This is a genomic window from Microbacterium saccharophilum (assembly GCF_007992455.1).
Taxonomy (GTDB): Bacteria; Actinomycetota; Actinomycetes; order Actinomycetales; family Microbacteriaceae; genus Microbacterium; species Microbacterium saccharophilum.
In genome coordinates this window covers 114,347-137,828 of the sequence record NZ_BKAH01000007.1, presented here as the reverse complement: position 1 = coordinate 137,828, position 23,482 = coordinate 114,347, and the positions used below count along the sequence as shown (strand labels likewise).

The 23,482-nt window shown below is 71.1% G+C and carries 24 protein-coding genes; 21 read left to right on the top strand and 3 right to left on the bottom strand.

Features of this window, described 5'->3' with window-relative positions; translation table 11 throughout:
* From MSA03_RS09125 to MSA03_RS09090, 8 genes are all read left to right on the top strand, one after another.
* On the top strand, nucleotides 1–819 hold the full coding sequence (locus MSA03_RS09125; protein ID WP_147050626.1) for an LmeA family phospholipid-binding protein: 819 nt from the start codon (nucleotides 1–3) through the stop codon (nucleotides 817–819).
* Nucleotides 820–935: 116 nt separating this feature from the next.
* Nucleotides 936–2,348, top strand: a complete 1,413-nt coding sequence (lysA, locus tag MSA03_RS09120) for a diaminopimelate decarboxylase (protein ID WP_147050624.1) — start codon at nucleotides 936–938, stop codon at nucleotides 2,346–2,348.
* Nucleotides 2,345–3,658: a homoserine dehydrogenase gene (locus MSA03_RS09115; protein ID WP_028496115.1), complete on the top strand. Its 1,314-nt coding sequence runs from the start codon at nucleotides 2,345–2,347 to the stop codon at nucleotides 3,656–3,658. The genes lysA and MSA03_RS09115 overlap by 4 nt, the downstream gene beginning before the upstream one ends.
* 1 nt (nucleotide 3,659) lies before the next feature.
* Nucleotides 3,660–4,748, top strand: coding sequence for a threonine synthase (thrC, locus tag MSA03_RS09110; protein WP_147050622.1), 1,089 nt, complete (start codon nucleotides 3,660–3,662; stop codon nucleotides 4,746–4,748).
* Nucleotides 4,745–5,701, top strand: coding sequence for a homoserine kinase (gene thrB / locus MSA03_RS09105; RefSeq protein ID WP_147050621.1), 957 nt, complete (start codon nucleotides 4,745–4,747; stop codon nucleotides 5,699–5,701). The genes thrC and thrB overlap by 4 nt, the downstream gene beginning before the upstream one ends.
* A 153-nt stretch (nucleotides 5,702–5,854) precedes the next feature.
* A complete protein-coding gene (gene rho, locus MSA03_RS09100) occupies nucleotides 5,855–7,906 on the top strand; it encodes a transcription termination factor Rho (protein ID WP_371863092.1) in 2,052 nt (683 codons plus the stop codon).
* 11 nt (nucleotides 7,907–7,917) lie between these two features.
* A complete protein-coding gene (prfA, locus tag MSA03_RS09095; protein WP_147050617.1) occupies nucleotides 7,918–8,997 on the top strand; it encodes a peptide chain release factor 1 in 1,080 nt (359 codons plus the stop codon).
* Nucleotides 8,998–9,242: 245 nt separating this feature from the next.
* The gene (locus tag MSA03_RS09090) at nucleotides 9,243–9,644 is read left to right on the top strand and encodes a phage holin family protein (protein ID WP_147050615.1); all 402 of its coding nucleotides are present in this window, start codon (nucleotides 9,243–9,245) and stop codon (nucleotides 9,642–9,644) included.
* 181 nt (nucleotides 9,645–9,825) lie between these two features.
* Here the strand turns inward: MSA03_RS09090 and epsC are convergent, their stop codons facing one another.
* Genes epsC through cysK (MSA03_RS09075) form a run of 3 tightly spaced genes read right to left on the bottom strand, consistent with a single transcriptional unit; the run spans nucleotide 9,826 to nucleotide 12,287 of the window.
* A complete protein-coding gene (epsC, locus tag MSA03_RS09085) occupies nucleotides 9,826–10,395 on the bottom strand; it encodes a serine O-acetyltransferase EpsC (RefSeq protein ID WP_174799872.1) in 570 nt (189 codons plus the stop codon).
* 5 nt (nucleotides 10,396–10,400) lie between these two features.
* Nucleotides 10,401–11,345, bottom strand: coding sequence for a cysteine synthase A (cysK, locus tag MSA03_RS09080; RefSeq protein WP_147050611.1), 945 nt, complete (start codon nucleotides 11,343–11,345; stop codon nucleotides 10,401–10,403).
* Between the two features lie 3 nt (nucleotides 11,346–11,348).
* On the bottom strand, nucleotides 11,349–12,287 hold the full coding sequence (gene cysK / locus MSA03_RS09075) for a cysteine synthase A (RefSeq protein WP_147050609.1): 939 nt from the start codon (nucleotides 12,285–12,287) through the stop codon (nucleotides 11,349–11,351).
* 126 nt (nucleotides 12,288–12,413) lie between these two features.
* Between cysK (MSA03_RS09075) and prmC the strand changes: the two genes are divergently transcribed.
* The 13 genes from prmC (at nucleotide 12,414) to MSA03_RS09010 (ending at nucleotide 23,480) form a co-directional block, all read left to right on the top strand.
* Nucleotides 12,414–13,307 carry a peptide chain release factor N(5)-glutamine methyltransferase gene (gene prmC, locus MSA03_RS09070; protein WP_147050607.1) on the top strand — a complete coding sequence of 298 codons (894 nt, stop codon included), beginning with the start codon at nucleotides 12,414–12,416 and terminating at the stop codon, nucleotides 13,305–13,307.
* A 66-nt stretch (nucleotides 13,308–13,373) separates the two neighbouring features.
* Nucleotides 13,374–14,063 (top strand): L-threonylcarbamoyladenylate synthase, encoded by a 690-nt coding sequence (locus MSA03_RS09065; RefSeq protein WP_028496105.1) that lies wholly within the window; start codon nucleotides 13,374–13,376, stop codon nucleotides 14,061–14,063.
* The gene (locus tag MSA03_RS09060; protein WP_147050604.1) at nucleotides 14,060–15,220 is read left to right on the top strand and encodes an MraY family glycosyltransferase; all 1,161 of its coding nucleotides are present in this window, start codon (nucleotides 14,060–14,062) and stop codon (nucleotides 15,218–15,220) included. Before MSA03_RS09065 ends, MSA03_RS09060 begins: the two co-directional genes overlap by 4 nt.
* A complete protein-coding gene (locus tag MSA03_RS09055) occupies nucleotides 15,217–15,723 on the top strand; it encodes a Cg1360 family ATP-synthase-associated protein (protein WP_147050602.1) in 507 nt (168 codons plus the stop codon). Before MSA03_RS09060 ends, MSA03_RS09055 begins: the two co-directional genes overlap by 4 nt.
* 125 nt (nucleotides 15,724–15,848) lie before the next feature.
* Entirely contained in the window at nucleotides 15,849–16,637 is a 789-nt protein-coding gene (atpB, locus tag MSA03_RS09050; RefSeq protein WP_028496102.1) for a F0F1 ATP synthase subunit A, read from the top strand.
* A gap of 46 nt (nucleotides 16,638–16,683) precedes the next feature.
* The gene (atpE, locus tag MSA03_RS09045) at nucleotides 16,684–16,920 is read left to right on the top strand and encodes an ATP synthase F0 subunit C (RefSeq protein WP_028496101.1); all 237 of its coding nucleotides are present in this window, start codon (nucleotides 16,684–16,686) and stop codon (nucleotides 16,918–16,920) included.
* Nucleotides 16,921–16,949: 29 nt separating this feature from the next.
* Nucleotides 16,950–17,507, top strand: coding sequence for a F0F1 ATP synthase subunit B (locus MSA03_RS09040; protein ID WP_147050599.1), 558 nt, complete (start codon nucleotides 16,950–16,952; stop codon nucleotides 17,505–17,507).
* Nucleotides 17,507–18,295, top strand: a complete 789-nt coding sequence (locus tag MSA03_RS09035; protein ID WP_147050597.1) for a F0F1 ATP synthase subunit delta — start codon at nucleotides 17,507–17,509, stop codon at nucleotides 18,293–18,295. The genes MSA03_RS09040 and MSA03_RS09035 overlap by 1 nt, the downstream gene beginning before the upstream one ends.
* A 75-nt stretch (nucleotides 18,296–18,370) precedes the next feature.
* Nucleotides 18,371–20,011 carry a F0F1 ATP synthase subunit alpha gene (atpA, locus tag MSA03_RS09030; protein ID WP_147050594.1) on the top strand — a complete coding sequence of 547 codons (1,641 nt, stop codon included), beginning with the start codon at nucleotides 18,371–18,373 and terminating at the stop codon, nucleotides 20,009–20,011.
* Between the two features lie 28 nt (nucleotides 20,012–20,039).
* The gene (locus tag MSA03_RS09025; protein WP_028496097.1) at nucleotides 20,040–20,942 is read left to right on the top strand and encodes a F0F1 ATP synthase subunit gamma; all 903 of its coding nucleotides are present in this window, start codon (nucleotides 20,040–20,042) and stop codon (nucleotides 20,940–20,942) included.
* Nucleotides 20,943–20,964: 22 nt separating this feature from the next.
* Nucleotides 20,965–22,416, top strand: a complete 1,452-nt coding sequence (atpD, locus tag MSA03_RS09020; RefSeq protein WP_028496096.1) for a F0F1 ATP synthase subunit beta — start codon at nucleotides 20,965–20,967, stop codon at nucleotides 22,414–22,416.
* Nucleotide 22,417: 1 nt separating this feature from the next.
* Nucleotides 22,418–22,678 carry a F0F1 ATP synthase subunit epsilon gene (locus MSA03_RS09015; protein WP_028496095.1) on the top strand — a complete coding sequence of 87 codons (261 nt, stop codon included), beginning with the start codon at nucleotides 22,418–22,420 and terminating at the stop codon, nucleotides 22,676–22,678.
* A 52-nt stretch (nucleotides 22,679–22,730) separates the two neighbouring features.
* Nucleotides 22,731–23,480, top strand: a complete 750-nt coding sequence (locus MSA03_RS09010) for a YaaA family protein (RefSeq protein ID WP_147050592.1) — start codon at nucleotides 22,731–22,733, stop codon at nucleotides 23,478–23,480.
* The last annotated feature ends 2 nt before the right edge of the window (nucleotides 23,481–23,482 follow it).

The window sequence follows — 23,482 nt, the reverse complement described above, 5'->3', positions numbered from 1 at the left end:
GTGACGACCGGCGACGCGCAGCCCACCACCCCGCTCCCCGAGGTCCGCTGGGCCACGGTCGCCGATGAGCCGCGCCGCCGCGGCCGCGGCTGGATCGCCCTGGTCATCGTGCTGGTCGTCGTGGCTCTGCTCGTCGTCGTGGGAGAGGTCGCCGCGCGTGCCCTCGCGCCGAACGTCATCCGCGACCAGCTCGTCTCGAATCTGGGCCTTCCCGCCGATCAGGAGATCGACGTCGAGATCCCGGGGCTGCTGCTGCCGCAGCTCGTGGTCGGCAGCGTTCCCGAGATGACCCTTGCCACGGATGACGTGGAGCTCGACGGCCTCGCCGGCGACGTCCGGGTGAACCTGCAGGACGTGCCCGTCTGGGGCGGCGTCGACTGGAGCTCGGGGTCGGCGGAGATCATCCTCGACGACGCGCAGACCCGCGCTCTCCTGGCGCGGGTGGACGGCTTCCCCGTCGACGCCTTCCGCCTCGCAGCGCCGGAGGTCGCCCTCGAGACCGCGTTCGACGTGTTCGGGGCCACGGTCCCGCTCGGCGTGCGACTCACGGCGGAGGCGCGCGAGGGCGACCTCGTCCTCGCTCCCACGACGCTCCTGGTCGGCGACGCCGAGGTGTCGGCGGATGCCGTCCGGCAGCAGCTCGGACCGCTCGTCGGCTCCTTCCTCGAGGAGTGGGAGGTCTGCCTCGCCCAGTACCTGCCGGCCGCCCTGACGCTCGCCGACGTCCAGGTCGACGAGCGCGGTGTCGTCGCGCGCTTCGACATCGACAGCGGCATCCTGCGGGACCCGGCGATGCAGGCGAACGGCACCTGCGGGTAGGCGTCCGGCGCTCGTCACACCGACGGGCCCGCCATGCCCCGTGCCCTAGACTGCAAGGACTGCCGGAGCGTGATGACACCGCCCGCAGGCCCGTTCCCGCCCGATTGGTGATCCCCGTGTCCGCGTCGCCCGCCCGCCCGCTCGTCCCGGAGTGGCTTGCCGTGCCGGCGGATGCGAACGCTCTGGCCCCCGAGGTGTGGCCCGCGGGATCCCGCCGCGACCGGGACGGCGTGCTCACCCTCTCCGGCATCCCCGCCACGACGCTGCGCGCACAGTTCGGCACCCCGCTGTACGTCCTGGACGAGGACGAGGTGCGTGCGCGTGCCCGCGAGGTCCGCGAGGCGTTCGCGGCCGCGGCCGCGCGGCACGGCGCGCAGGCACGCGTCTACTACGCCGGAAAGGCGTTCCTGAGCACCGAGGTGGTCCGCTGGGTCACGGCCGAGGGTCTCGCCGTCGACGTCGCCACCGGGGGAGAGCTGGCCGTCGCCCTCGCCGCCGGCGCCGACCCCGCGCGGATCGGGCTGCACGGCAACAACAAGTCCGTCGCCGAACTGGAGCGCGCCGTCACCGTCGGCGTGGGCTCGGTCATCGTCGACAGTCCCCTCGAGATCGAGCGGCTCGCCGCCGTCGCGGAGCGGCACGGCGTCGTGCAGAGCGTGCTGGTGCGCGTCAACAGCGGCGTGCACGCCGAGACCCACGACTTCCTCGCCACGGCGCACGAGGACCAGAAGTTCGGCTTCGCGCTGGAGGCCGCACCCGCCGCCGTCGCCCGCATCCGCGCCCTGCCCTCGCTGCGCTTCCTCGGCCTGCACTGCCACATCGGCTCGCAGATCTTCGGCACCGCGGGCTTCGCGGAGTCCGCGGCCCGGCTCGTCGAGGTGCACGCCGAGCTTCTCGCGGGCGGCGACGTGCCGCTCCTGAACCTCGGCGGCGGGTTCGGCATCGCCTACACGACCGCCGACGACCCGACCCCGATCGCGGAGCTCGCCGCCGGGATCGTCGACGCCGTCGCCGCGCAGTGCGCGCAGCACGGCATCCCGGTGCCGACCCTCGCGTTCGAACCTGGACGGAGCATCGTCGGCCGTGCCGGCGTCACGCTGTACGAGGTCGGCACCGTCAAGCCCGTGCGCGTCTCGGACGACCTCGAGCGCGTGTACGTGAGCGTCGACGGGGGGATGAGCGACAACCCCCGCCCCGCCCTGTACGGCGCGGACTACTCCGCCCGCATCGCGTCGCGCGCGAGCGACGCGGCCCCCGCCCTCGTCCGCATCGTCGGACGGCACTGCGAATCCGGCGACATCGTCGTGGATGCCGAGTACCTGCCGGGCGATGTCGCCCCGGGGGACCTCGTCGCGGTGCCCGCCACCGGTGCCTACTGCTTCTCGCTCGCGAGCAACTACAACTACGTGCCCCGTCCGCCCGTGATCGCCCTCGCCGGCGGCCGGGCGCGCGTCATCGTGCGTGGCGAGACCATCGACGACCTGCTGGCGCGCGACGCCGGGATCCGCCTGACCGAGGGAACCGAATGACCGAATACCGCCGCCTCCGCGTGGCTCTGCTGGGTGCCGGCGCCGTCGGCTCCCAGGTCGCCGCGCTCCTCCGCAAGCACGGAGACGAGCTGGCGGACCGCGCCGGCGCCGCTCTGGACCTCGTCGGCATCGCGGTGCGCGACCTCGACGCGCCGCGCGACACCGACCTGCCGCGCGAGCTGCTGACGACCGACCCGGAGCCGCTCATCGTCGGCGCCGACATCGTCATCGAGCTGATGGGCGGCATCGAGCCGGCCCGCACCCACATCCTCGCGGCCATCAACTCCGGCGCCGACGTCGTCACGGCCAACAAGGCCCTCCTCGCCACGCACGGCCCGGAGATCTTCGAGGCCGCCGACCAGGTCGGCGCGTCGGTGTACTACGAGGCCGCGGCCGCCGGCGCCATCCCCATCATCCGGCCGCTGCGCGACTCCCTCGCCGGCGACCGGGTGCAGCGCATCATGGGGATCGTCAACGGCACCACCAACTACATCCTCGACCGCATGGACCGGGAGGGGTCGGAGTTCTCCGACGTCCTCGCCGACGCCCAGGCCCTCGGCTACGCCGAGGCCGACCCGACGGCCGACGTCGAGGGTTACGACGCGGCGCAGAAGGCCGCGATCCTCGCGAGCCTCGCCTTCCACACCGCCGTGCCGCTCGACGGCGTGCACCGCGAGGGCATCACCTCCGTCGACAAGCAGATGATGGATGCCGCGCGGCACGCCGGCTACGTCATCAAGCTCCTCGCGGTGTGCGAGCGCCTCACCGGCGCGGACGGCGAGTCGATCTCCGTCCGCGTCTACCCGGCCCTCATCCCGCGCGAGCACCCGCTCGCGAGCGTCCACGGCGCCAACAACGCCGTCTTCGTGCAGGCCGAGGCCGCCGGAGACCTCATGTTCTACGGCGCCGGCGCCGGCGGCGTGCAGACCGCGTCCGCCGTCCTGGGCGACATCGTCTCCGCCGCGCGCCGCCACATCGCCGGCGGCGTGGGTGTGGGGGAGTCCACCCGCGCGAACCTGCCCGTCGTCCCGATCGGCCGGGTCACGACGCGCTACCAGATCACCCTGGAGGTCGACGACGAGCCGGGCGTGCTCGCGACCGTCGCCGGCATCCTGAGCGAGGGCCGCGTCTCCATCGCGACCGTCGAGCAGACCGTCATCCGGGAGAGCAACGGGGAGCCGGGCGTCGCCCGGATCGTCATCGGAACACACAAGGCCGTCGAGCAGGACCTGAGCGAGACCGTGGATCGGCTCGCCGCGAGCGGCGTCGTCGAGCGCGTCGTCTCCGTCCTGCGCGTGGAAGGGAACTGACATGGCACACCTCTGGCGCGGAGTGATGCGCGAATACGCCGACCGGCTCGGCGTGACCGACGCCTCCACCGTCGTGACGCTGGGTGAGGGCGGCACGCCGCTCATCCCCGCGGCGTCGCTGTCGCGGATGACCGGCGCGGACGTCTACGTGAAGTTCGAGGGCATGAACCCCACGGGCTCCTTCAAGGACCGCGGCATGACCGTGGCCCTGTCGCGCGCCGTCGAGCACGGCGCGAAGGCCGTCATCTGCGCGTCGACCGGCAACACGTCGGCCTCCGCAGCGGCCTACGCGGCGCACGCCGGCATCACGGCCGCCGTGCTCGTGCCGGAGGGCAAGATCGCGATGGGCAAGCTCAGCCAGGCCGTCGCGCACGGCGGCACGCTCATCCAGATCCGCGGCAATTTCGACGACTGCCTCGAGATCGCGCGCGAGCTCGCCGACAACTACCCCGTGCACCTGGTCAACTCGGTCAACCCCGACCGCATCGAGGGCCAGAAGACCGCCGCGTACGAGGTCGTCGAGCAGCTCGGTGACGCCCCGGACTTCCATTTCATCCCGGTCGGCAACGCCGGCAACTACACCGCCTACTCGCGCGGCTACCGCGAGGAGGTCGCCCGCGGCGTCTCCACGCGCGTCCCACGCATGTTCGGCCTGCAGGCCGAGGGTTCCGCGCCGCTCGTGCGCGGCGAGGTCGTGAAGAACCCCGAGACGGTCGCCTCCGCGATCCGCATCGGCAACCCGGCCTCGTGGGAGCTCGCCCTCGAGGCGCGCGACGCGACGCAGGGCTGGTTCGGCGCGATCGACGACGAGCGCATCCTCGCGGCGCAGAAGCTCCTGAGCTCCACGGTCGGGATCTTCGTCGAGCCCGCCTCGGCGATCAGCGTCGCCGGGCTCCTGGACCGCGCCGAGGCCGGCGTCATCCCGGCCGGCGCCAAGGTCGTCCTGACCGTCACCGGTCATGGCCTGAAGGACCCGCAGTGGGCCCTCCGCAACGCCGACGGCTCGTCCGTCGAGCCCGTCGTCGTGGATGCGACGACGAGCGAGGTCGCCTCGGTCCTGGACCTGGCGCCCGTCCAGGCGGCGGGATGAACGCTTCGCGGCCGGTGGACGCCGGACGTGCCGTCGCCGTCCGGGTTCCCGCCACGAGCGCGAACCTCGGCCCCGGGTTCGACACGCTCGGGCTCGCCCTGAGCGTCTACGACGAGCTCACCGTCACGACCCTCGACGGACCGGGCGTGGAGATCACCGTGACCGGCGAGGGGGCGGAGGACGTCCCCACGGACGCCTCGCACCTCGTCGTGCGGTCGATGGCGTACGCGTTCGCCGCGTGCGGCCGGGAGATGCCCGGCATCCACCTGTCCGCGCGCAACACGATCCCGCACGGCCGGGGGATGGGCTCCTCCGGTGCCGCCGTCGTCGCCGGTCTGCTCGCGGCGAAGGGCCTGCTCGCGGGCGACGTCGACCTCGACGACGCGACGCTGCTGCGCCTCGCGACGGAGCTCGAGGGGCACCCCGACAACGTCGCACCGGCGCTGTTCGGCGGCCTCACGATCGCCTGGCTGGATGCCGACGGCCCGCAGCACAAGAAGCTGCTCGTGCACCGCGGTGTCTCACCGGTCGTGTTCGTCCCGGACTTCACGATGTCGACCTCGGTCGCCCGTGGCCTGGCGCCGCTGCAGGTGACCCGCGAGGACGCCGTCTTCAACGTCTCGCGCTCGGCGCTGCTGATCGCGGCGCTCACGCAGAGCCCCGAGCTGCTGCTCGCCGCGACCGAGGACAAGCTCCACCAGTCCTACCGGGCGCAGGCGATGCCGCCCACCGACGCCCTCGTCCGGACCCTGCGTGCCGAGGGCTTCGCCGCCGTCGTCTCCGGCGCCGGACCCAGTGTCCTCGTGCTCGCCGACGGCCCCGGCCAGCGCCTTGCGGCGGCTGAGATCGCGGCCTCCGCGTCGGACACTCCGTGGGAGGCGCTCATGCTGGCCGTCGACGTCAAGGGTGGTACAGTGAGGGACCATACGGAGGGTTCCACGGGTCACCCGTGAATCTGACCTCCGTCGCAATCTGCGAACCACCGCGCAACCCCGATCGGCGCCCGCTGTCCTCTGCGGCTACGGACGTTCATGTGGGTCGGGTCGGCTCCTGTCTCTGACCGGATGCCGAGCGGTTCGGACCTTTCCCCTTACGAAGGAGTACTCGTGGAGTCCCTCTCCGAGATCCAGAACACTGACGCCCCCGTGCTGAACGACGCCGAGCAGCCCGGCCTCGACGCCGCGGCCGACACCGCCGCGCCTGCCGCTGAGGCCGCCCAGGCGCCCGCCGATGAGGCCGCCGCGGCCCCCGCCGAGGACGCCGCCGCGGAGGAGGCGCCGACCGAGGCGCCCGCCGCCGACGAGGCGCCCGCCGCCGACGCCCCGGCACTCGAGCAGGCACCCGCCGACGAGACGCCGGCCGAGGCGGCACCCGCCGCAGAGGAAGCACCCGTCAAGAAGGCGCCGCGCAAGCGCGCGCCGCGCCGCGCGAAGAGCAGCGACATCGTCGCCGAGACGCCCGCCGCCGACGCGCCGGCCGACGACGCGCCGGCAGCGGAGGCCCCCGCAGCGGAGGCCCCGGTCGAGACCGCCGCCGCCGAGCAGAGCACCGCCGGAGACACCGAGCCCGCCGTGCAGGCCGCCGGCGCGACCGACGCCGCGCAGGCTGAGCCGGCCACCGACGGCGCGCAGGGCGACACCGCCGCCGCGCACGTCGAGACCGCGCAGGCCGACAGCACCGACGGTGAGAACACCGACGGCGCGCAGGGCGACAACGACGCCCAGGGCGACGGCGAGACGCCCAGCCGCGGCCGCAGCCGTTCGCGCAGCCGCAACCGCAACCGCAACGCCAAGGCCGAGAACGGCCAGGCCGGCCAGAACGGCGCGGGCAGCCAGCCCGCCGCTCAGCCGGAGGAGAAGGCGGCCCCCGCCGACAACGACGACGAGCAGGGCCAGGGCCGTGGCCGCCAGCGCAACAAGCGCCGCACGCAGACCCCGGGCGACGAGTTCGAGACCGAGATCGGCGAGGATGACGTCCTCATCCCGATCGCCGGCATCCTGGACGTCCTCGACAACTACGCGTTCGTCCGCACCACCGGCTACCTGCCCGGTCCGAGCGATGTGTACGTCTCCCTCGGCCAGGTCAAGAAGTACAACCTGCGCAAGGGCGACGCCGTCGTCGGCGCGATCAAGCAGCCGCGCGAGGGCGAGCAGTCGAGCCGCCAGAAGTACAACGCGCTCGTCAAGGTCGACGCCGTCAACGGCCTGTCCGTCGAGGACGCCGCCGGTCGCGTCGAGTTCGGCAACCTGACCCCGCTGTACCCGCAGGACCGCCTCCGCCTGGAGACCGCCCCGGAGAAGCTGACGCAGCGCATCATCGACCTCGTCGCCCCCATCGGCAAGGGCCAGCGCGGCCTCATCGTCGCGCCGCCGAAGGCCGGCAAGACGATCGTCCTGCAGCAGATCGCGAACGCGATCGCGACGAACAACCCCGAGGTCCACCTCATGGTCGTGCTCGTCGACGAGCGGCCCGAAGAGGTCACCGACATGCAGCGCACCGTCAAGGGCGAGGTCATCGCCTCGACCTTCGACCGCCCCGCCGAGGACCACACGACCGTCGCGGAGCTCGCCATCGAGCGAGCCAAGCGCCTCGTGGAGCTCGGCCGCGACGTCGTCGTGCTGCTCGACTCGATCACGCGTCTCGGCCGTGCCTACAACGTCTCGGCGCCGACGAGCGGCCGCGTGCTGTCCGGCGGCGTGGACGCGTCCGCGCTGTACCCGCCCAAGCGGTTCTTCGGCGCGGCACGCAACATCGAGAACGGCGGATCGCTCACGATCCTCGCCACGGCGCTCGTCGAGACCGGCTCCAAGATGGACGACGTCATCTTCGAGGAGTTCAAGGGCACCGGCAACAGCGAGCTGCGCCTCTCGCGCCAGCTCGCCGACAAGCGCATCTTCCCGGCCGTCGACGTCAACGCGTCGAGCACCCGCCGGGAGGAGATGCTGCTCTCGGCCGATGAGGTCAAGATCACCTGGAAGCTCCGTCGTGCCCTCGCCGGACTCGACCCGCAGCAGGCGCTCGAGGTCGTGCTCGGCAAGCTCAAGGAGACGCAGTCCAACGTCGAGTTCCTCGTGCAGATGCAGAAGTCGATTCCGACGCCCGCTCGTGACGGCCACGGCGGCGGTTCGAGCCACGGGCACGAGAACAGCATCCGCTGATCGGCGGCGTCGTGTTCGAGTCCGTCCGAGGGCTGATCGCCGAGCACAAGGCCGTTCAGGAGGAACTCTCCGACCCGGCCGTGCACGCCGACGCCGCGCGCGCCAAGCGCGTCAACCGGCGCTACGCCGAGCTGTCGCGGATCGTCGCCGCCCATGACGCATGGGCGGCGGCGGCCGACGACCTCGAGGCGGCGCGCGAGCTCGCCAAGGACGACGAGGCGTTCGCCGCCGAGGTCCCGTCGCTCGAGGAGGCGGTCTCCGACGCGCAGGAACGCCTGCGGCGGCTGCTGATCCCGCGCGACCCCGACGACGCCCGCGACGTCATCATGGAGATCAAGGCGGGGGAGGGCGGCGCCGAATCGGCGCTGTTCGCCGCGGACCTCCTGCGCATGTACCTGCAGTACGCCGCCTCGAAGGGGTGGAAGACCGAGCTGCTGGAGCGCAACGAGTCCGACCTGGGCGGCTACAAGGACGTGCAGGTCGCGATCAAGGGCTCCTCGACCGACCCGGCGCAGGGCGTCTGGGCGCACCTGAAGTACGAGGGCGGCGTGCACCGCGTGCAGCGCGTCCCGGCGACGGAGTCGCAGGGCCGCATCCACACCTCCACGACCGGCGTGCTCGTCTTCCCCGAGGTAGATGAGCCGGAGGAGATCCAGATCGACCCCAACGATCTGAAGATCGACGTCTTCCGCTCGTCCGGGCCGGGCGGTCAGTCCGTCAACACGACCGACTCCGCGGTGCGCATCACGCACGTGCCCACGGGCATCGTCGTGTCGATGCAGAACGAGAAGAGCCAGCTGCAGAACCGCGAAGCCGGCATGCGCGTGCTCCGCGCCCGGCTGCTGGCGAGGCAGCAGGAAGAGCTGGATGCCGCGGCATCCGACGCCCGCCGCTCGCAGATCCGCGGGATGGACCGGTCCGAGCGCATCCGCACCTACAACTTCCCGGAGAACCGCATCGCGGATCACCGCACCGGATACAAGGCGTACAACCTCGATCAGGTCATGGACGGCGCGCTCGAGCCGATCGTCCAGTCGGCGATCGCCGCCGACGAGGAGGCGCAGCTCGCCGCCCTCGGCGGGGATTCCTGACCGCTCGCCGACACCACGCGGCGGATGCCGGCGCCCGGGGGCAGTGTGTCGGCCCGAAGGGGCCCCGCGCTCCGGGGTGTGTCACACCTCCCGCGGGTGATCGCCGAGCGCACCGGCATCCTCTGTGACATCCGCTCGTGGCATGTCACGGCACGGGCGGGTCGGCGGCATTCGACCCGCAGGAAGCGTGACATGGCGGCGCAGGCCGCTCCCCACGTGCGTCCGGGGCCGCTACGCTCGGCGCCATGATCATGTTCCTGCTGCGGGCGCTGGTGTTCCTCGTCTCGGCGGCGATCGGCCTCATCGCGGCCGACCTCATCCTGGATGGGTTCCGCATCGACTGGGGCGACTGGTGGGGCTTCGTCCTCGCGATCGTGATCTTCGCCGTCCTGCAGAGCGTCCTCGCGCCGTGGCTCGCGCGTGTCGCGCAACGCAACGCCCCGGTGCTCCTGGGCGGGATCGGCATCCTCTCGACGTTCGTCGCGCTGGTCGTCGTCGCGCTGATCCCCGGCGCGGGACTCACGATCAGCGGCGCGCTCGCCCGGGTGCTGGCGCCCGTGATCGTCTGGATCGTCACGGCGCTCGCGACCCTGCTGCTGCCGATGCTGCTGTTCAAGAAGAAGGTCGCCGAGCGCCGCGCCGGCTGAGCGCGCCGCCGGCCGGCATCCGCTGTGCTGGAGAGATCCGGACTGCATGAGTTCCGGATGCCGCGTCGCCCGGAGTCAGGCATTCAGCCCACGTCAGGCTGATTCCGCCGGAAACCGCCTGAGCCCGGCCGATCGCCTGAGCCGAGCAGGCACAACGCCTGTCGGCATCCGCCGTTGAGGGCTAGATGAAGTACTCGGGCGCCGTCAGCAGCGCCCGGGTGTCGTCGCCGGCGACGCGGTGCCGGGGCTTGGCGGGAACGCCGACGAGCACGGAGTCCGCCGGGGCGTCCTTCGTGACGACGGCGTTCGCTCCGACGACCGTGCGCGCACCGATGCGCACGGGGCCGAGGATCTTCGCGCCGGCACCCACCGCGACGCCGTCTTCGAGGGTCGGATGCCGCTTGCCGGCGGCACGCGTCCGACCGCCCAGGGTGACCCCGTGGTAGAGCATGACGTCGTCGCCGACCTCGGCGGTCTCGCCGATGACGACGCCCATGCCGTGGTCGATGAAGAAGCGCCGCCCGATCCGGGCGCCCGGGTGGATCTCGATGCCGGTGAGCCAACGGGCCAGCTGCGACACGAAGCGGGCGGGGAAGCGGAAACCCCGCACCCACAGCGCGTGCGACAGGCGGTACGCCCAGACGGCGTGCACGCCGGAGTACAGCACCGCGATCTCCAGGCCGCCGCGGGCGGCGGGGTCGCGCAGCTTCGCGGCCGCAAGGTCCTCGCGGACCCGTGCGCGCAGTCCGATCCGCGTCACGACGCCTCTTCCCGCAGATGCGCGTACAGCGCCGTCGAGAGGTACCGTTCGCCCGAGTCCGGGACGATCACGACGATGCGCTGTCCGGCCGACTCCGGCCGGGCTGCGATCTGCAGGGCCGCCCGGACGGCCGCGCCCGCCGACATCCCCGCGAGGATCCCCTCGCGGGTCGCGAGGCTCCGGGCCACCTCGATCGCATCGTCGAACTCGACGTCGAAGATCTCGTCGACGACGGAGCGGTCCAGCACGGCCGGGACGAAGTTCGGCCCGATGCCCTGGATGCGGTGCCCGCCGGCGCGACCCTCCGTCAGGACGGGGGAGTCCTTCGGCTCGACGAGGGCGACCTTGACGTCGGGGTTGCGCTCCTTGAGCACCTGCCCGACGCCGGTGACGGTGCCGCCGGTGCCGGAGCCCGCGACGAACCAGTCCACCCGCCCGTCGGTGTCGCGCCAGATCTCCTCCGCCGTCGTGGCGCGGTGGATCGCGGCGTTCGCCTCGTGCTCGAACTGCCGCGCGAGCACGGCCCCCGGCGTCTCCGCGACGATCCGCTGCGCGGTCTCGACGGCCTCCGTCATCCCCTTGTAGGGGTCGGTGAGGACGAGTTCCGCGCCGTACGCCTTCAGCAGCGCACGGCGCTCCTTCGACATCGACGCGGGCATCGTGAGGATGACGCGGTAGCCGCGCGCTGCGCCGATCAGCGCGAGGGCGATCCCGGTGTTGCCGCTCGTGGACTCGACGATCGTGCCGCCGGGCACGAGCTCGCCGGAGGCCTCCGCGGCCTCCACGAGGGCGTAGCCGAGGCGGTCCTTCACACTGGCGCCGGGATTGTAGAACTCGAGCTTCGCGAGGACCTCCGCGTGGAGGCCCTCCGTCAGCGCGTTGAGGCGGACGAGCGGGGTCTCCCCGAAAGCCGTCGTGATGTCGGGATGGATGCCGGGCACGCGTCAGTCTTCGCGCAGGTGCTCGTACAGCGCGGTGGAGAGGTACCGCTCACCGAAGGACGGGATGATGACGACGACGTTCTTGCCCTCGGCTTCGGGGCGCGCAGCGACCTGCAGAGCCGCCCAGACGGCCGCGCCGGAGGAGATCCCCACGAGGATGCCCTCCTTCGTCGCGACCTCGCGCGCGACGCGGATGGCGTCATCGAACGCGACGTCCTGCACCTCGTCGATGACGGTCTGGTCGAGGATCGCCGGGATGAAGTTGGGGCCGATGCCCTGGATCTTGTGCGGACCCGGCGTGCCCGTGGTCAGCAGCGGCGAGTCGGCGGGCTCGACGGCGACGATCTTCGCGTCCGGCACGCGCTCCTTCAGGACCTGGCCGACACCGGTGATGGTGCCGCCGGTGCCGATGCCGGCGACGAAGTAGCCGACCTGTCCGTCGGTGTCGCGGATGATCTCCTCGGCGGTGGTGCGGCGGTGCACGTCGACGTTGGCCTGGTTCGCGAACTGCTTGGCGAGGATGGCGCCGGGCGTCTCCGCCGCGATCTCCTCGGCCTTCGCGACCGCGCCCTTCATGCCCAGTGCGGGCTCGGTGAGGACCAGTTCGGCGCCGTACGCCTTCAGGAGCATGCGACGCTCGACCGACATCGAGGACGGCATCGTGAGGATGATCCGGTAGCCGCGCGCCGCGCCCACCATCGCCAGGGCGATGCCGGTGTTGCCGCTCGTGCCCTCGACGATCGTCCCGCCCGGCTTCAGCTCGCCGGAGGCCTCCGCGGCATCCACGATCGCGATGCCGATGCGGTCCTTGACGGAGGAGGCGGGGTTGTAGAACTCGAGCTTCGCGAGCACCGTGCCGGGGAGGCCCTCGGCGACGCGGTTGAGTCGCACCAGCGGGGTGTTGCCGAACGCGCTCGTGATGTCGGGGTGGATGCCGGACATGGCCTGCCTTTCATGCGGGTATCTGCGTCGTCCCCGCGCGGGGCGGTGACCGTCGGTCAAGCCTACGCGTCCGCCCGGCCGACGGGCCGAATGTGACGGCGGCCGCGGCTAGGCTGGTGCGCGCCCATGAGCTCCACAGACGCCCCGCGCCCGGCCGCCCCCGAACGGCTCGCCGCGCTGATCCGCTCCGCCGCGGCGACGCTCGCCGCCGCCGGCGTCGCGACCCCGGACGCCGACGCCGAGCTGCTCGCCGCGCACGTGTGGCAGCTGAGCCGTGGCGCGCTGGCCGCCGCCGCGATGCGCGGCGACGACGTGCCCGCCGAGGGGCGGGACCGCTTCCTCGACCTCGTCGCGCGGCGGGCGGCCCGCGAGCCGCTGCAGCACCTGACGGGCCTCGCCCCGTTCCGTCACCTCGAGCTGCGCGTCGGTCCCGGGGTCTTCGTCCCGCGCCCGGAGACCGAGATGGTCGCCCAGCTCGCGATCGACGCGCTGCGCGCGGCCGCCGGCCCGGAGCCGGTCGCCGTCGACCTCGGCACCGGATCGGGCGCGATCGCGCTGGCCCTCGCGACCGAGGTGCCGCATGCGCGCGTGCACGCGGCGGAGAACGCCGTGGACGCGTTCGTCTGGGCGAAGGAGAACTTCGCCGCCGTCGGCGCAGCCAACGCCCGTCTCGCCTTCGTCGACCTCGCGGACGCGTTCGGTGAGCTGGACGGCACCGTCTCGGTGGTCGTCTCGAACCCGCCGTACGTGCCGGATGCCGCGATCCCGCGCGACCCCGAAGTGCGCTTCTGGGACCCGCCGTCGGCGCTCTACGGGGGAGCCGACGGGCTCGACGTCGTCCGCATCCTGTCCTCCGTCGCCCGCCGGCTCCTCCACCCCGGCGGGATGCTGGTCATCGAGCACGGCGAATGGCAGGGCGAGCCGATCCGGGCCCTCCTGACCGCCGACGGCTGGCGGGCCGCCGCCACCCACCGCGACCTCACGACGCGCGACCGCGCGACGACCGCGCTGCGCGCCTGACCCCTCGCACCCGGCCGCGGCCCGCTCAGGAAGCGCGCGGCGCGTCCCCTCTAGAATGGTGCGGTTATGTCTCCCGTGTTCGACTGCCGCGACCAGGCCGAGCTGCTCGCCGGCATGCGCCAGGCGCGCCAGGCGATCGGCCGCGGCGAGCTCATCGTCCTCCCGACCGACACGGTCTACGGCGTCGCAGCCGACGCGTTCAGCGCCTCTGCCGTCGCGCGCCTTCTGGCGGCCAAGGGCCGGGGACGCCAGTCGCCGCCGCCCGTCCTCGTCGCAGGGCTCACCACGATGCGCGCCCTCGTGGCCGAGGTCCCCGAGCCGGTCGAGCGCCTCGTGGAGGCGTTCTGGCCCGGGGGGCTCACGATCGTGCTCCCCGCGCAGCCGTCCCTCTCCTGGGATCTCGGCGATACGCACGGCACGGTCGCCGTCCGCATGCCCGCCGAGCCGATCGCCCTCGAACTGCTCGAGGAGTGCGGCCCGCTCGCCGTCTCCAGCGCCAACCTGACGGGCAAGGCCGCCGCGATCGAGGTCGATGCCGCCGTCGACATGCTGGGGGAGAGCGTCGCGGTGTACCTCGACGGCGGAGCGTCGCAGACCGGTGTGGCATCCACGATCATCGACGCGACCGGCCTCGTCGGCCCCGCCCACCGCCCCGTCCGGGTGCTCCGGGACGGTGCCGTCGACCGCGCCGCCCTTCGCGGCATCCTCGGCGACCTGCTCGAGGACGACCCCGCCGAGGCCGGCGGCGCTGCGTGAGGCACTACGTCTTCACCTTCATCCTGACCGCGGCGGTCACGCTCGCGCTGACCTGGGTCGTGCTGCGGGTCAGCCTCCGATACAAGCTCTACCCGGCGATCCGCGAGCGCGACGTCCACAAGACCCCGACACCACGGCTCGGCGGCGTCGCGATGTTCCTCGGGGTGGTGTTCGCCTTCGCGCTGTCGTCGCAGGTGCCCTACTTCGCGATCCTCTGGCAGAACCCGGCGCGCATCTGGTCGATCCTCGGCGCGACGCTGCTCATCGTCGTGATCGGCGTCGCCGATGACCTGTGGGACCTCGACTGGATGATCAAGCTGGGCGCGCAGTTCCTCGCCGCCGGCATCATCGTCGGGTTCGGCGGCATCCAGATCTTCGCCATCCCGATCGGCGGTCAGCTGCTCTTCTCCAGCTGGCAGAGCTTCCTGCTGTCGGTGTTCGCGATCGTCATCGTCATGAACGCGGTGAACTTCATCGACGGCCTGGACGGGCTCGTCGCCGGCGTCGCCCTCATCGCCAACGGCGTGTTCTTCGTCTACGTCTACCTCGTCGCCCGCGACCGGGGCTTCGACAGCTACTCCAGCCTCGCGCCGTTCATCGCCGTCGTCCTCGTCGGGGTCTGCCTCGGCTTCCTCCCGCTGAACTGGAACCCGGGCAAGATCTTCATGGGCGACTCGGGCGCGCTCATGCTGGGCCTGCTGATGGCGACCGCCTCCATCGTGGTGACGGGGGACCTCGACCCCGACGTGCTCGGCGACAACGACGTGTTCGGCCGCTCCCAGCTGCTCGGGGCGTTCATCCCGATCCTCCTTCCCGTCGTGATCGTGCTCCTCCCGCTGCTCGATTTCGGGATGGCGGTCATCCGCCGGATGGCGAAGGGGAAGTCGCCCTTCTCCCCGGACCGCAAGCACCTCCACCACCGCATGCTCGACATGGGGCACACCGACCGCAACGCCGTCATCGTCTTCTACGCGTGGACGCTCGTCGTGAGCCTCGCGGTGCTGCTGATGTACATCGGCACGACCGCCGACTGGCCAGGGCTGTACTGGCCCGGGGTCGCCTACCTCGCCGTCGGGCTCGCCGCGTGTCTCATCGTCACCCTCCCACCCGCCCGCGCCCCGCGCCGCGTCCCGGCCCGACAGGAACCCACCCCATGACTCGTCCGACCGTCTCCAGCACCCCGGTCCTGCGCACCACCCTGCTGTGGTCCGCCGGCGCCACCGGCGCCCTCGCCGTGATCGGCGCGATCACCGGGTACGCGGTCGCCGGCACCGAGGGGCTGTGGAGCGCGCTCGTCGCCGTGCTCCTGGCCGCCGTCTTCCTGGGCCTCACCGGCGCCAGCATCCTGATCGCGAACCGCTGGTACGGCGACGCCCTCTACATCCCCATCTTCTTCGGCACCGTGATGGGGGCGTGGGTGGTCAAGTTCATCCTCTTCATCGTCGCCCTCGTCGTCCTGCGGGGGCAGCCGTGGCTGAACCCGCCGGTGTTCTTCGTCGCCCTCATCGCCAGCGTCGTCGCCTCGCTCGTGATCGACGTCGTCGTCATGACGCGCATGCGCATTCCGCACGTCAGCGACGTGACGCTGCCGACCGCGGCCGACCTGGGGGAGGACGGCGGCGAGGCCGCCCCCGAGGTCGGAGGCGCCCCGCGGGACTGATACGCTGTTTCTGCGCCCGCCCGCTCTTCGGAGCGATTGCGCAGTGACGCTCACCGACCATCGTCGCCTCGGCTGACACCGATGCCCCGAAGCTGGAGCCAGCGCTGTTTACTCAAGCTGCGAACATGTTCGCCACCACCGCCGAAGACAACGGCGGATTCCATGGACCGTCGATCGATGAGTTCTTCCCGGACGCCGTCTTCCAGATCGGCGCGCTGGAGATCAACCGGATCCACCTGATCCAGTTCCTCGCCACGATCGCCATCGTCGTGATCTTCCTGCTCGGCACGCGCCGCATGACGATCGTGCCGGGACGCTTCCAGAGCCTCGTCGAGATGGGCCTGGATTTCGTCCGCGTCAACATCGCCGAGGACCTCCTCGGGAAGAAGGACGCGCAGCGCTTCCTGCCGATCCTCACGACGATCTTCTTCATGACGCTGTTCATGAACCTGACCGGCGTCATCCCGTTCCTGAACATCGCCGGCACCGCGATCATCGCCGTGCCGCTGCTGCTGGCCGTGGTCAGCTACGTGACGTTCATCTACGCCGGCATCAAGAAGAGCCCGAAGAACTTCTTCAAGAACGCGCTGTTCCCCTCCGGCGTCCCGTGGCCGATCTACATCATCGTCACGCCGATCGAGCTGATATCGACGTTCATCATCCGGCCGGTCACCCTGACCCTCCGACTCCTCATGAACATGATGGTCGGCCACCTCCTGCTGGTGCTGTTCTTCGCCGCCACCCAGTTCTTCCTCTTCACGGCCGGGGGCTGGTGGTCGGCGCTGGCCGCAGGCTCCCTCGCGTTCGGCTTCATCTTCACCCTGTTCGAACTCCTGGTGGCTGCCCTCCAGGCCTACGTCTTCACCATCCTCACCGCGGTCTACATCCAGCTCGCGGTGGCAGAAGAGCACTGAGCGGGCGGGCACACGCCCACCCACCCAACTGAAAGGAAACACCCCCGTGGACGCAACTACGGTTCTCGCCGAGGTCTCCGGTTCCATCGCGACGGTCGGCTACGGCCTCGCCGCCATCGGCCCCGCCATCGGCGTGGGCATCGTCGTCGGCAAGACGATCGAGGGCGTCGCCCGTCAGCCCGAGCTGGCCGGCCGCCTGCAGGTCCTGATGTGGATCGGCATCGCCTTCACCGAGGCGCTCGCCTTCATCGGCATCGCCACCGCCTTCATCTTCGGCTACTGATCGCGCTTTCCCAGTCTTAAGGAGACAGGATGCTGAACGCTCTTGTCGCGTATGCGGCGGAAGAGGCTGCCACTGCGCACAACCCTCTCATCCCGGCGTGGTACGACATCATCTGGTCGGCGGTCTGCTTCGTCGTCATCCTCTTCGTCTTCTGGAAGGTGGCCCTTCCGAAGATGAAGGCGCTGCTCGACCAGCGCGCCGAGGCCATCGAGGGCAACATCGCGAAGGCCGACGAAGCCCAGCGCAAGGCCGAGGCCGCGCTCGAGGAGTACACCTCGCAGCTCGCCGAGGCGCGCAAGGAAGCCGGTGAGATCCGCGACGCCGCCCGTGAGGACGGCAAGAAGATCGTCACCGAGGCCAAGGAGACCGCGTCCGCCGAGGCCGCGCGCCTCAGCGCCGCCGCGCACACGCAGATCGAGGCGGAGCGCCAGTCGGCGCTGGTCTCGCTGCGCAGCGAGGTCGGCACGCTCGCGCTCGACCTTGCCGGCGGCGTCATCGGGGAGACCCTCTCCGACGACGCGAAGGCCCAGGCCGTCGTCGACCGCTTCCTCGCCGACCTCGAAGCCTCCGAGAAGGCGACGAACTGATGGGCAGCGCGACCACTCAGGCTCAGGCGGCCTCGACCGCGGCACTGGATGCCGTCGGCGGTGTCGACCTGGGCGTCGCCCACGAGCTGTTCGCCGCGGCGCGCGCGCTCGGCGGGACGTCGCAGCTGAGCGGCGCGCTCTTCGACTCGACGGCTCCCGCCGGGGCGCGGATCAACGTGGTCGCAGACGTGTTCGCCGGCTTCCAGCCGACGACCGTGTCGCTGCTGCAGACCGTCGTCGCCGAGCGGTGGTCGTCCGAGGACGACCTCATCACGGGCATCGAGGATCTCGCGATCCGCGCGGCGGCGATCGCCGACGCGGCCGCCGACGTCGACGGTGAGCTGTTCGAGCTCATCCGCGCCATCGCCGGCAACGCCGAGCTCGAACTCGCGCTCGGCAGCCGGCTGGGTGGAGCGGACGCCAAGGGCGCCCTCGTGGAGTCGATCCTGAAGGGCCGTGCCAGCAGCGCGACCACCCTGATCGCCTCGTCGCTGGTCCAGCAGCCGCGCGAGCGTCGCGTGCGCTCGCTGCTGACCCACGCGCTCCGCCTCGTCGCGGACCAGCGCGGACGCACCGTGGCAACCGTGTACACGGCGGCGCCGCTCAGCGACGCCCAGCGCACGCGCCTGGAGCGCACCCTCGGCCAGCGGTACGACGCCGAGGTCTCGCTGAACGTCGTCGTCGACCCCACGGTCGTCGGCGGCCTCCGCATCGAGATCGGCGACGACGTGATCGACGCCACCGTCTCCTCCCGCCTCAACGACCTGCGTCAGAAGCTCGCGGGCTGACACTTCCCGCCCCACCGGGGGCGGACACGGCAGGGCCCGGCTCTGCGACACAGACATTGCACAAGAAGGAAGACCATGGCAGAACTGTCCATCAGCCCCGACGTCATCCGTGACGCGCTGAAAGACTTCGTCGCCGCCTACGAGCCCACCGGGGCCGCGGCGACCGAAGTCGGCACCGTCGTCGACGCGGCCGACGGCATCGCCCACGTCGAGGGTCTGCCCGGCGTCATGGCGAACGAGCTCGTCCGGTTCGACAACGGCGTGGAGGGTCTCGCGCTGAACCTCGACGAGCACGAGATCGGCGTCGTCGTCCTCGGCGACTTCTCCGGCGTCCAGGCCGGCCAGAAGGTCACCCGCACGGGCGAGGTCCTCTCGGTCCCCGTCGGCGACGGCTACCTGGGTCGCGTCGTCGACCCGCTCGGCAACCCGATCGACGGACTCGGCGAGGTCGCCTCGGAGGGGCGCCGCGCCCTCGAGCTGCAGGCGCCCGGCGTCATGCAGCGCAAGAGCGTCCACGAGCCCATGCAGACCGGCATCAAGGCGATCGACGCCATGATCCCCGTCGGCCGCGGCCAGCGTCAGCTCATCATCGGCGACCGCCAGACCGGCAAGACCGCGATCGCGATCGACACGATCATCAACCAGAAGGCCAACTGGGACTCCGGCGACGTGAACAAGCAGGTGCGCTGCATCTACGTCGCGATCGGCCAGAAGGGCTCCACGATCGCCGGCGTCAAGGGCGCGCTCGAGGACGCCGGTGCCATGGAGTACACGACGATCGTCGCGGCTCCCGCATCCGACCCCGCCGGCTTCAAGTACCTCGCCCCCTACACCGGCTCGGCCATCGGCCAGCACTGGATGTACGGCGGCAAGCACGTCCTCATCATCTTCGACGACCTGTCGAAGCAGGCCGAGGCCTACCGTGCCGTGTCGCTGCTCCTCCGCCGCCCGCCGGGCCGCGAGGCGTACCCCGGCGACGTCTTCTACCTGCACTCGCGTCTGCTCGAGCGCTGCGCGAAGCTGTCCGACGAGCTGGGCGCCGGCTCCATGACCGGTCTGCCGATCATCGAGACGAAGGCCAACGACGTGTCGGCCTACATCCCGACGAACGTCATCTCGATCACCGACGGCCAGATCTTCCTGCAGTCCGACCTGTTCAACGCGAACCAGCGTCCCGCGGTCGACGTGGGCATCTCGGTGTCCCGCGTCGGCGGTGACGCCCAGGTCAAGTCGATCAAGAAGGTCTCCGGCACGCTCAAGCTCGAACTGGCCCAGTACCGCTCGCTCGAGGCGTTCGCGATGTTCGCCTCCGACCTGGATGCCGCCTCGCGGCGCCAGCTGGCGCGCGGTGCTCGCCTCACCGAGCTGCTCAAGCAGCCGCAGTACGATCCGTACCCCGTCGAGGAGCAGGTCGTCTCGATCTGGGCCGGCACCAACGGCAAGCTCGACACGATCGAGGTCGAGGACGTCCTGCGGTTCGAGCGCGATCTGCTCGACCACCTCAAGCGCAACACGACGGTCCTGGACCGGCTGCGCGAGACGAACGTCCTCGACGACGACACCGTCGCCGAGCTGACCAAGGTCACCGACGATTTCATCCTGGAGTTCCAGGGCGGCAAGGGCCAGGCCATCAACAAGCCGGGTCACGAAGAGGTCGCCGCCGCTCACGAGGAAGACGTGAACCAGGAGAAGATCGTCAAGGGCCGCCGCGGCTGAGCCGCGACGCTGCTGAGACACAGAACCCATGGGCGCTCAACTCCGGGTCTACAAGCAGAAGATCTCTTCTGCTCAGACGACCAAGAAGATCACGAAGGCGATGGAACTCATCGCGGCTTCGCGCATCCAGAAGGCGATGGCGCGCGTTCGCGCGTCCTCTCCCTTCGCGCGTGCCGTGACGCGGGCCGTCTCCGCCGTGGCGACGCACTCCAACGTCCAGCATCCGCTCACGACGGAGCGCGAGGTCATCCGCCGATCGGCGGTCGTGATCTTCGCATCCGACCGGGGCCTTGCCGGTGCGTTCAACTCGCAGATCCTCCGCGAAGGCCTGCAGCTGGCGGAGCTCCTCCGCTCGCAGGGCAAGGAGGTCGACTACTACCTCGTCGGTCGCAAGGCGGTGGGCTTCTTCCAGTTCCGCCGCATCGCGTCCGCCGGTGAGTGGGTCGGCGACACCGACACGCCGCACTTCAACACGGCCGAGCAGATCGCCGGCGCCCTGCTGGGTGCCTACGACCTGGGCGGCGACGAGGGGGGCGTGGACGAGATCCACCTCGTGTACAACCGGTTCGTCAGCATGATGACGCAGTCGCCCGAGACGGTGCGCCTGCTTCCGCTCGAGGTCGTCGAGGCCGACGAGGCGGAGTCCGCCACGAACCAGGTGTACCCGCTGTACGAGTTCGAGCCGAGCCCGGAGACCGTGCTGGACGCACTCCTGCCGGTGTACGTGCAGAGCCGCGTGTTCAACGCGCTCCTGCAGTCCTCGGCGGCCAAGCACGCGGCGACGCAGAAGGCCATGAAGTCGGCCAGCGACAACGCGGACAAGCTCATCACCGATTACACGCGCCTGCGCAACAACGCGCGCCAGGCGGAGATCACGCAGCAGATCGCCGAGATCGTCGGCGGCGCCGACGCTCTGGCGTCGGGCAAGTAAGACCAACCGAAAGAGACAGACAATGACCACCGTCACTGCCGAAGCCGCCGAGACCACGGTCGTCGGTCGCGTTGCGCGCGTCACCGGCCCCGTCGTCGACATCGAGTTCCCGCACGACTCGATCCCCGACATCTACAACGCTCTGAAGACGACGATCACGATCGGCCAGGAGCAGACCGAGATCACGCTCGAGGTCGCCCAGCACCTCGGCGACGACCTCGTGCGCGCCATCTCCCTCAAGCCCACCGACGGCATGGTCCGCGGGCAGGAAGTGCGCGACACCGGCGGGCCCATCACGGTCCCCGTCGGCGATGTCACCAAGGGCAAGGTCTTCAACGTGACCGGTGACGTCCTCAACGGCGCGCCCGGCGAGACCATCGAGGTCACCGAGCGCTGGGGCATCCACCGCCAGGCGCCGAACTTCGACCAGCTCGAGTCGAAGACCCAGATGTTCGAGACCGGCATCAAGGTCATCGACCTCCTCACGCCCTACGTCCTCGGCGGCAAGATCGGCCTCTTCGGCGGCGCCGGCGTCGGCAAGACGGTCCTCATCCAGGAGATGATCCAGCGCGTCGCGCAGGACCACGGCGGTGTGTCGGTGTTCGCCGGTGTCGGCGAGCGCACCCGTGAGGGCAACGACCTGATCCACGAGATGGAGGAGGCGGGCGTCTTCGACAAGACGGCCCTCGTCTTCGGCCAGATGGACGAGCCGCCGGGGACGCGTCTGCGCGTCGCCCTGTCGGCCCTGACGATGGCGGAGTACTTCCGCGACGTGCAGAAGCAGGACGTGCTGCTGTTCATCGACAACATCTTCCGCTTCACGCAGGCCGGCTCCGAGGTCTCCACGCTGCTGGGCCGCATGCCCTCCGCCGTGGGGTACCAGCCGAACCTCGCCGACGAGATGGGTGTGCTCCAGGAGCGCATCACCTCCACGCGCGGTCACTCGATCACCTCGCTGCAGGCGATCTACGTCCCCGCCGACGACTACACCGACCCGGCCCCCGCGACGACGTTCGCGCACCTGGATGCCACCACCGAGCTCTCCCGTGAGATCGCGTCGAAGGGCCTCTACCCGGCCGTCGACCCGCTGACCTCGACGAGCCGCATCCTGGACCCGCGCTACATCGGCGCCGACCACTACCGCGTCGCCACCGCCGTGAAGCAGATCCTGCAGAAGAACAAGGAGCTGCAGGAGATCATCGCGATCCTCGGTGTCGACGAGCTGTCCGAGGAGGACAAGGTCGTCGTCTCGCGCGCCCGCCGCATCCAGCAGTTCCTCTCCCAGAACACCTACATGGCGAAGAAGTTCACCGGTGTCGAGGGCTCCACGGTCCCGATCAAGGAGACCATCGAGTCGTTCGACGCCATCGTCAAGGGTGACTTCGACCACGTCGCCGAGCAGGCGTTCTTCAACGTCGGCGGCATCTCCGACGTCGAAGAGAAGTGGGCGCAGATCCAGAAGGAGAACAACTGACATGGCGCTGACCGTCACCCTCGTCTCCGCGGAGGAGGAGGTCTGGCACGGCGAGGCGAGCCTCGTCGTCGCCAAGACCGTCGAGGGCGAGATCGGTTTCATGACCGGTCACGAGCCGGTGCTCGCGATCCTCGCCGAAGGCCAGGTCCGCATCACGCAGACCGACGGTGCCAAGGTGGTCGCGACCGCGCACGACGGCTTCCTCTCGATGGAAGGCGACGTCCTCACGATCGTCGCCGGTCACGCGGCCCTGCAGGCCTGACACGCACGAACGACGCCGCCCGGTCCGCCGGGCGGCGTCGTCGTTCCCGCCCATGCTGATCCTCCTTCCCCCGTCCGAGACCAAGCGCCCCGGTGGTGCCGGCGCATCCTTCGATCCCGCGTCCCTCGCCCTGCCCGCGCTGACCGGCCCGCGCCGACGGGTCGTCGATGCCCTCGTGGCGCTGAGCGCCGATCCCGATGCCGCCGCGCGCATCCTCAAGCTGTCCGACCGCCGGCGCGGCGAGATCGGCGTCAACGCGGAGCTGCGGACCGCTGCGACGATGCCCGCGGTCGACCGGTACACCGGCGTGCTCTTCGACGCGCTGGATGCCGCGTCGCTGCCGGCCGCGGCGCGGCGGTGGCTGGGCGACCATGTGCTGATCCACTCCGCGCCGTTCGGTCCCGTCGCGGCGCTCGACCCCATCCCCGCGTACCGGCTCGCCGCGGGGGCCGCTCTTCCCGGCGTCGGGCCGCTGCGCCGGGTGTGGGCCGAACCCGTCTCGGCCGCCCTCGCGGAGGCCGGCCCGCGCTTCGTCCTCGACATGCGCTCCGAGGCCTACGCCGCCCTGGGCCCCGTCCCGCCGGGAGTTGCCTCCGCCTACGTCCGCGTCGTGACCGCCGGTCCGGACGGGGCCGTCCGGGCGCTCAACCACTTCAACAAGCACGCCAAAGGCGCGTTCACCCGCGCGCTCGCCCTCGCCCGTCCGCGGGTGTCCACGCGCGACGCCCTGCTGCGCTGGGCGGGAGATGCCGGGTGGACGCTGCGGCCCGGGGCCCCGGGCGAACTGGAGCTCGTGGTCTGAGG

Coding starts and splice junctions, on each gene's coding strand:
- MSA03_RS09010 (WP_147050592.1), top strand. CDS start 22,731: ATGCTGATCCTCCTTCCCCCGTCCGAGACCAAGCGCCCCGGTGGTGCC.
- MSA03_RS09025 (WP_028496097.1), top strand. CDS start 20,040: ATGGGCGCTCAACTCCGGGTCTACAAGCAGAAGATCTCTTCTGCTCAG.
- MSA03_RS09115 (WP_028496115.1), top strand. CDS start 2,345: ATGACCGAATACCGCCGCCTCCGCGTGGCTCTGCTGGGTGCCGGCGCC.
- cysK (WP_147050609.1), bottom strand. CDS start 12,287: ATGTCCGGCATCCACCCCGACATCACGAGCGCGTTCGGCAACACCCCG.
- thrC (WP_147050622.1), top strand. CDS start 3,660: ATGGCACACCTCTGGCGCGGAGTGATGCGCGAATACGCCGACCGGCTC.
- MSA03_RS09090 (WP_147050615.1), top strand. CDS start 9,243: ATGATCATGTTCCTGCTGCGGGCGCTGGTGTTCCTCGTCTCGGCGGCG.
- MSA03_RS09015 (WP_028496095.1), top strand. CDS start 22,418: ATGGCGCTGACCGTCACCCTCGTCTCCGCGGAGGAGGAGGTCTGGCAC.
- MSA03_RS09055 (WP_147050602.1), top strand. CDS start 15,217: ATGACTCGTCCGACCGTCTCCAGCACCCCGGTCCTGCGCACCACCCTG.
- atpB (WP_028496102.1), top strand. CDS start 15,849: ATGTTCGCCACCACCGCCGAAGACAACGGCGGATTCCATGGACCGTCG.
- prmC (WP_147050607.1), top strand. CDS start 12,414: ATGAGCTCCACAGACGCCCCGCGCCCGGCCGCCCCCGAACGGCTCGCC.
- MSA03_RS09040 (WP_147050599.1), top strand. CDS start 16,950: ATGCTGAACGCTCTTGTCGCGTATGCGGCGGAAGAGGCTGCCACTGCG.
- atpA (WP_147050594.1), top strand. CDS start 18,371: ATGGCAGAACTGTCCATCAGCCCCGACGTCATCCGTGACGCGCTGAAA.
- atpD (WP_028496096.1), top strand. CDS start 20,965: ATGACCACCGTCACTGCCGAAGCCGCCGAGACCACGGTCGTCGGTCGC.
- MSA03_RS09065 (WP_028496105.1), top strand. CDS start 13,374: ATGTCTCCCGTGTTCGACTGCCGCGACCAGGCCGAGCTGCTCGCCGGC.
- thrB (WP_147050621.1), top strand. CDS start 4,745: ATGAACGCTTCGCGGCCGGTGGACGCCGGACGTGCCGTCGCCGTCCGG.
- MSA03_RS09035 (WP_147050597.1), top strand. CDS start 17,507: ATGGGCAGCGCGACCACTCAGGCTCAGGCGGCCTCGACCGCGGCACTG.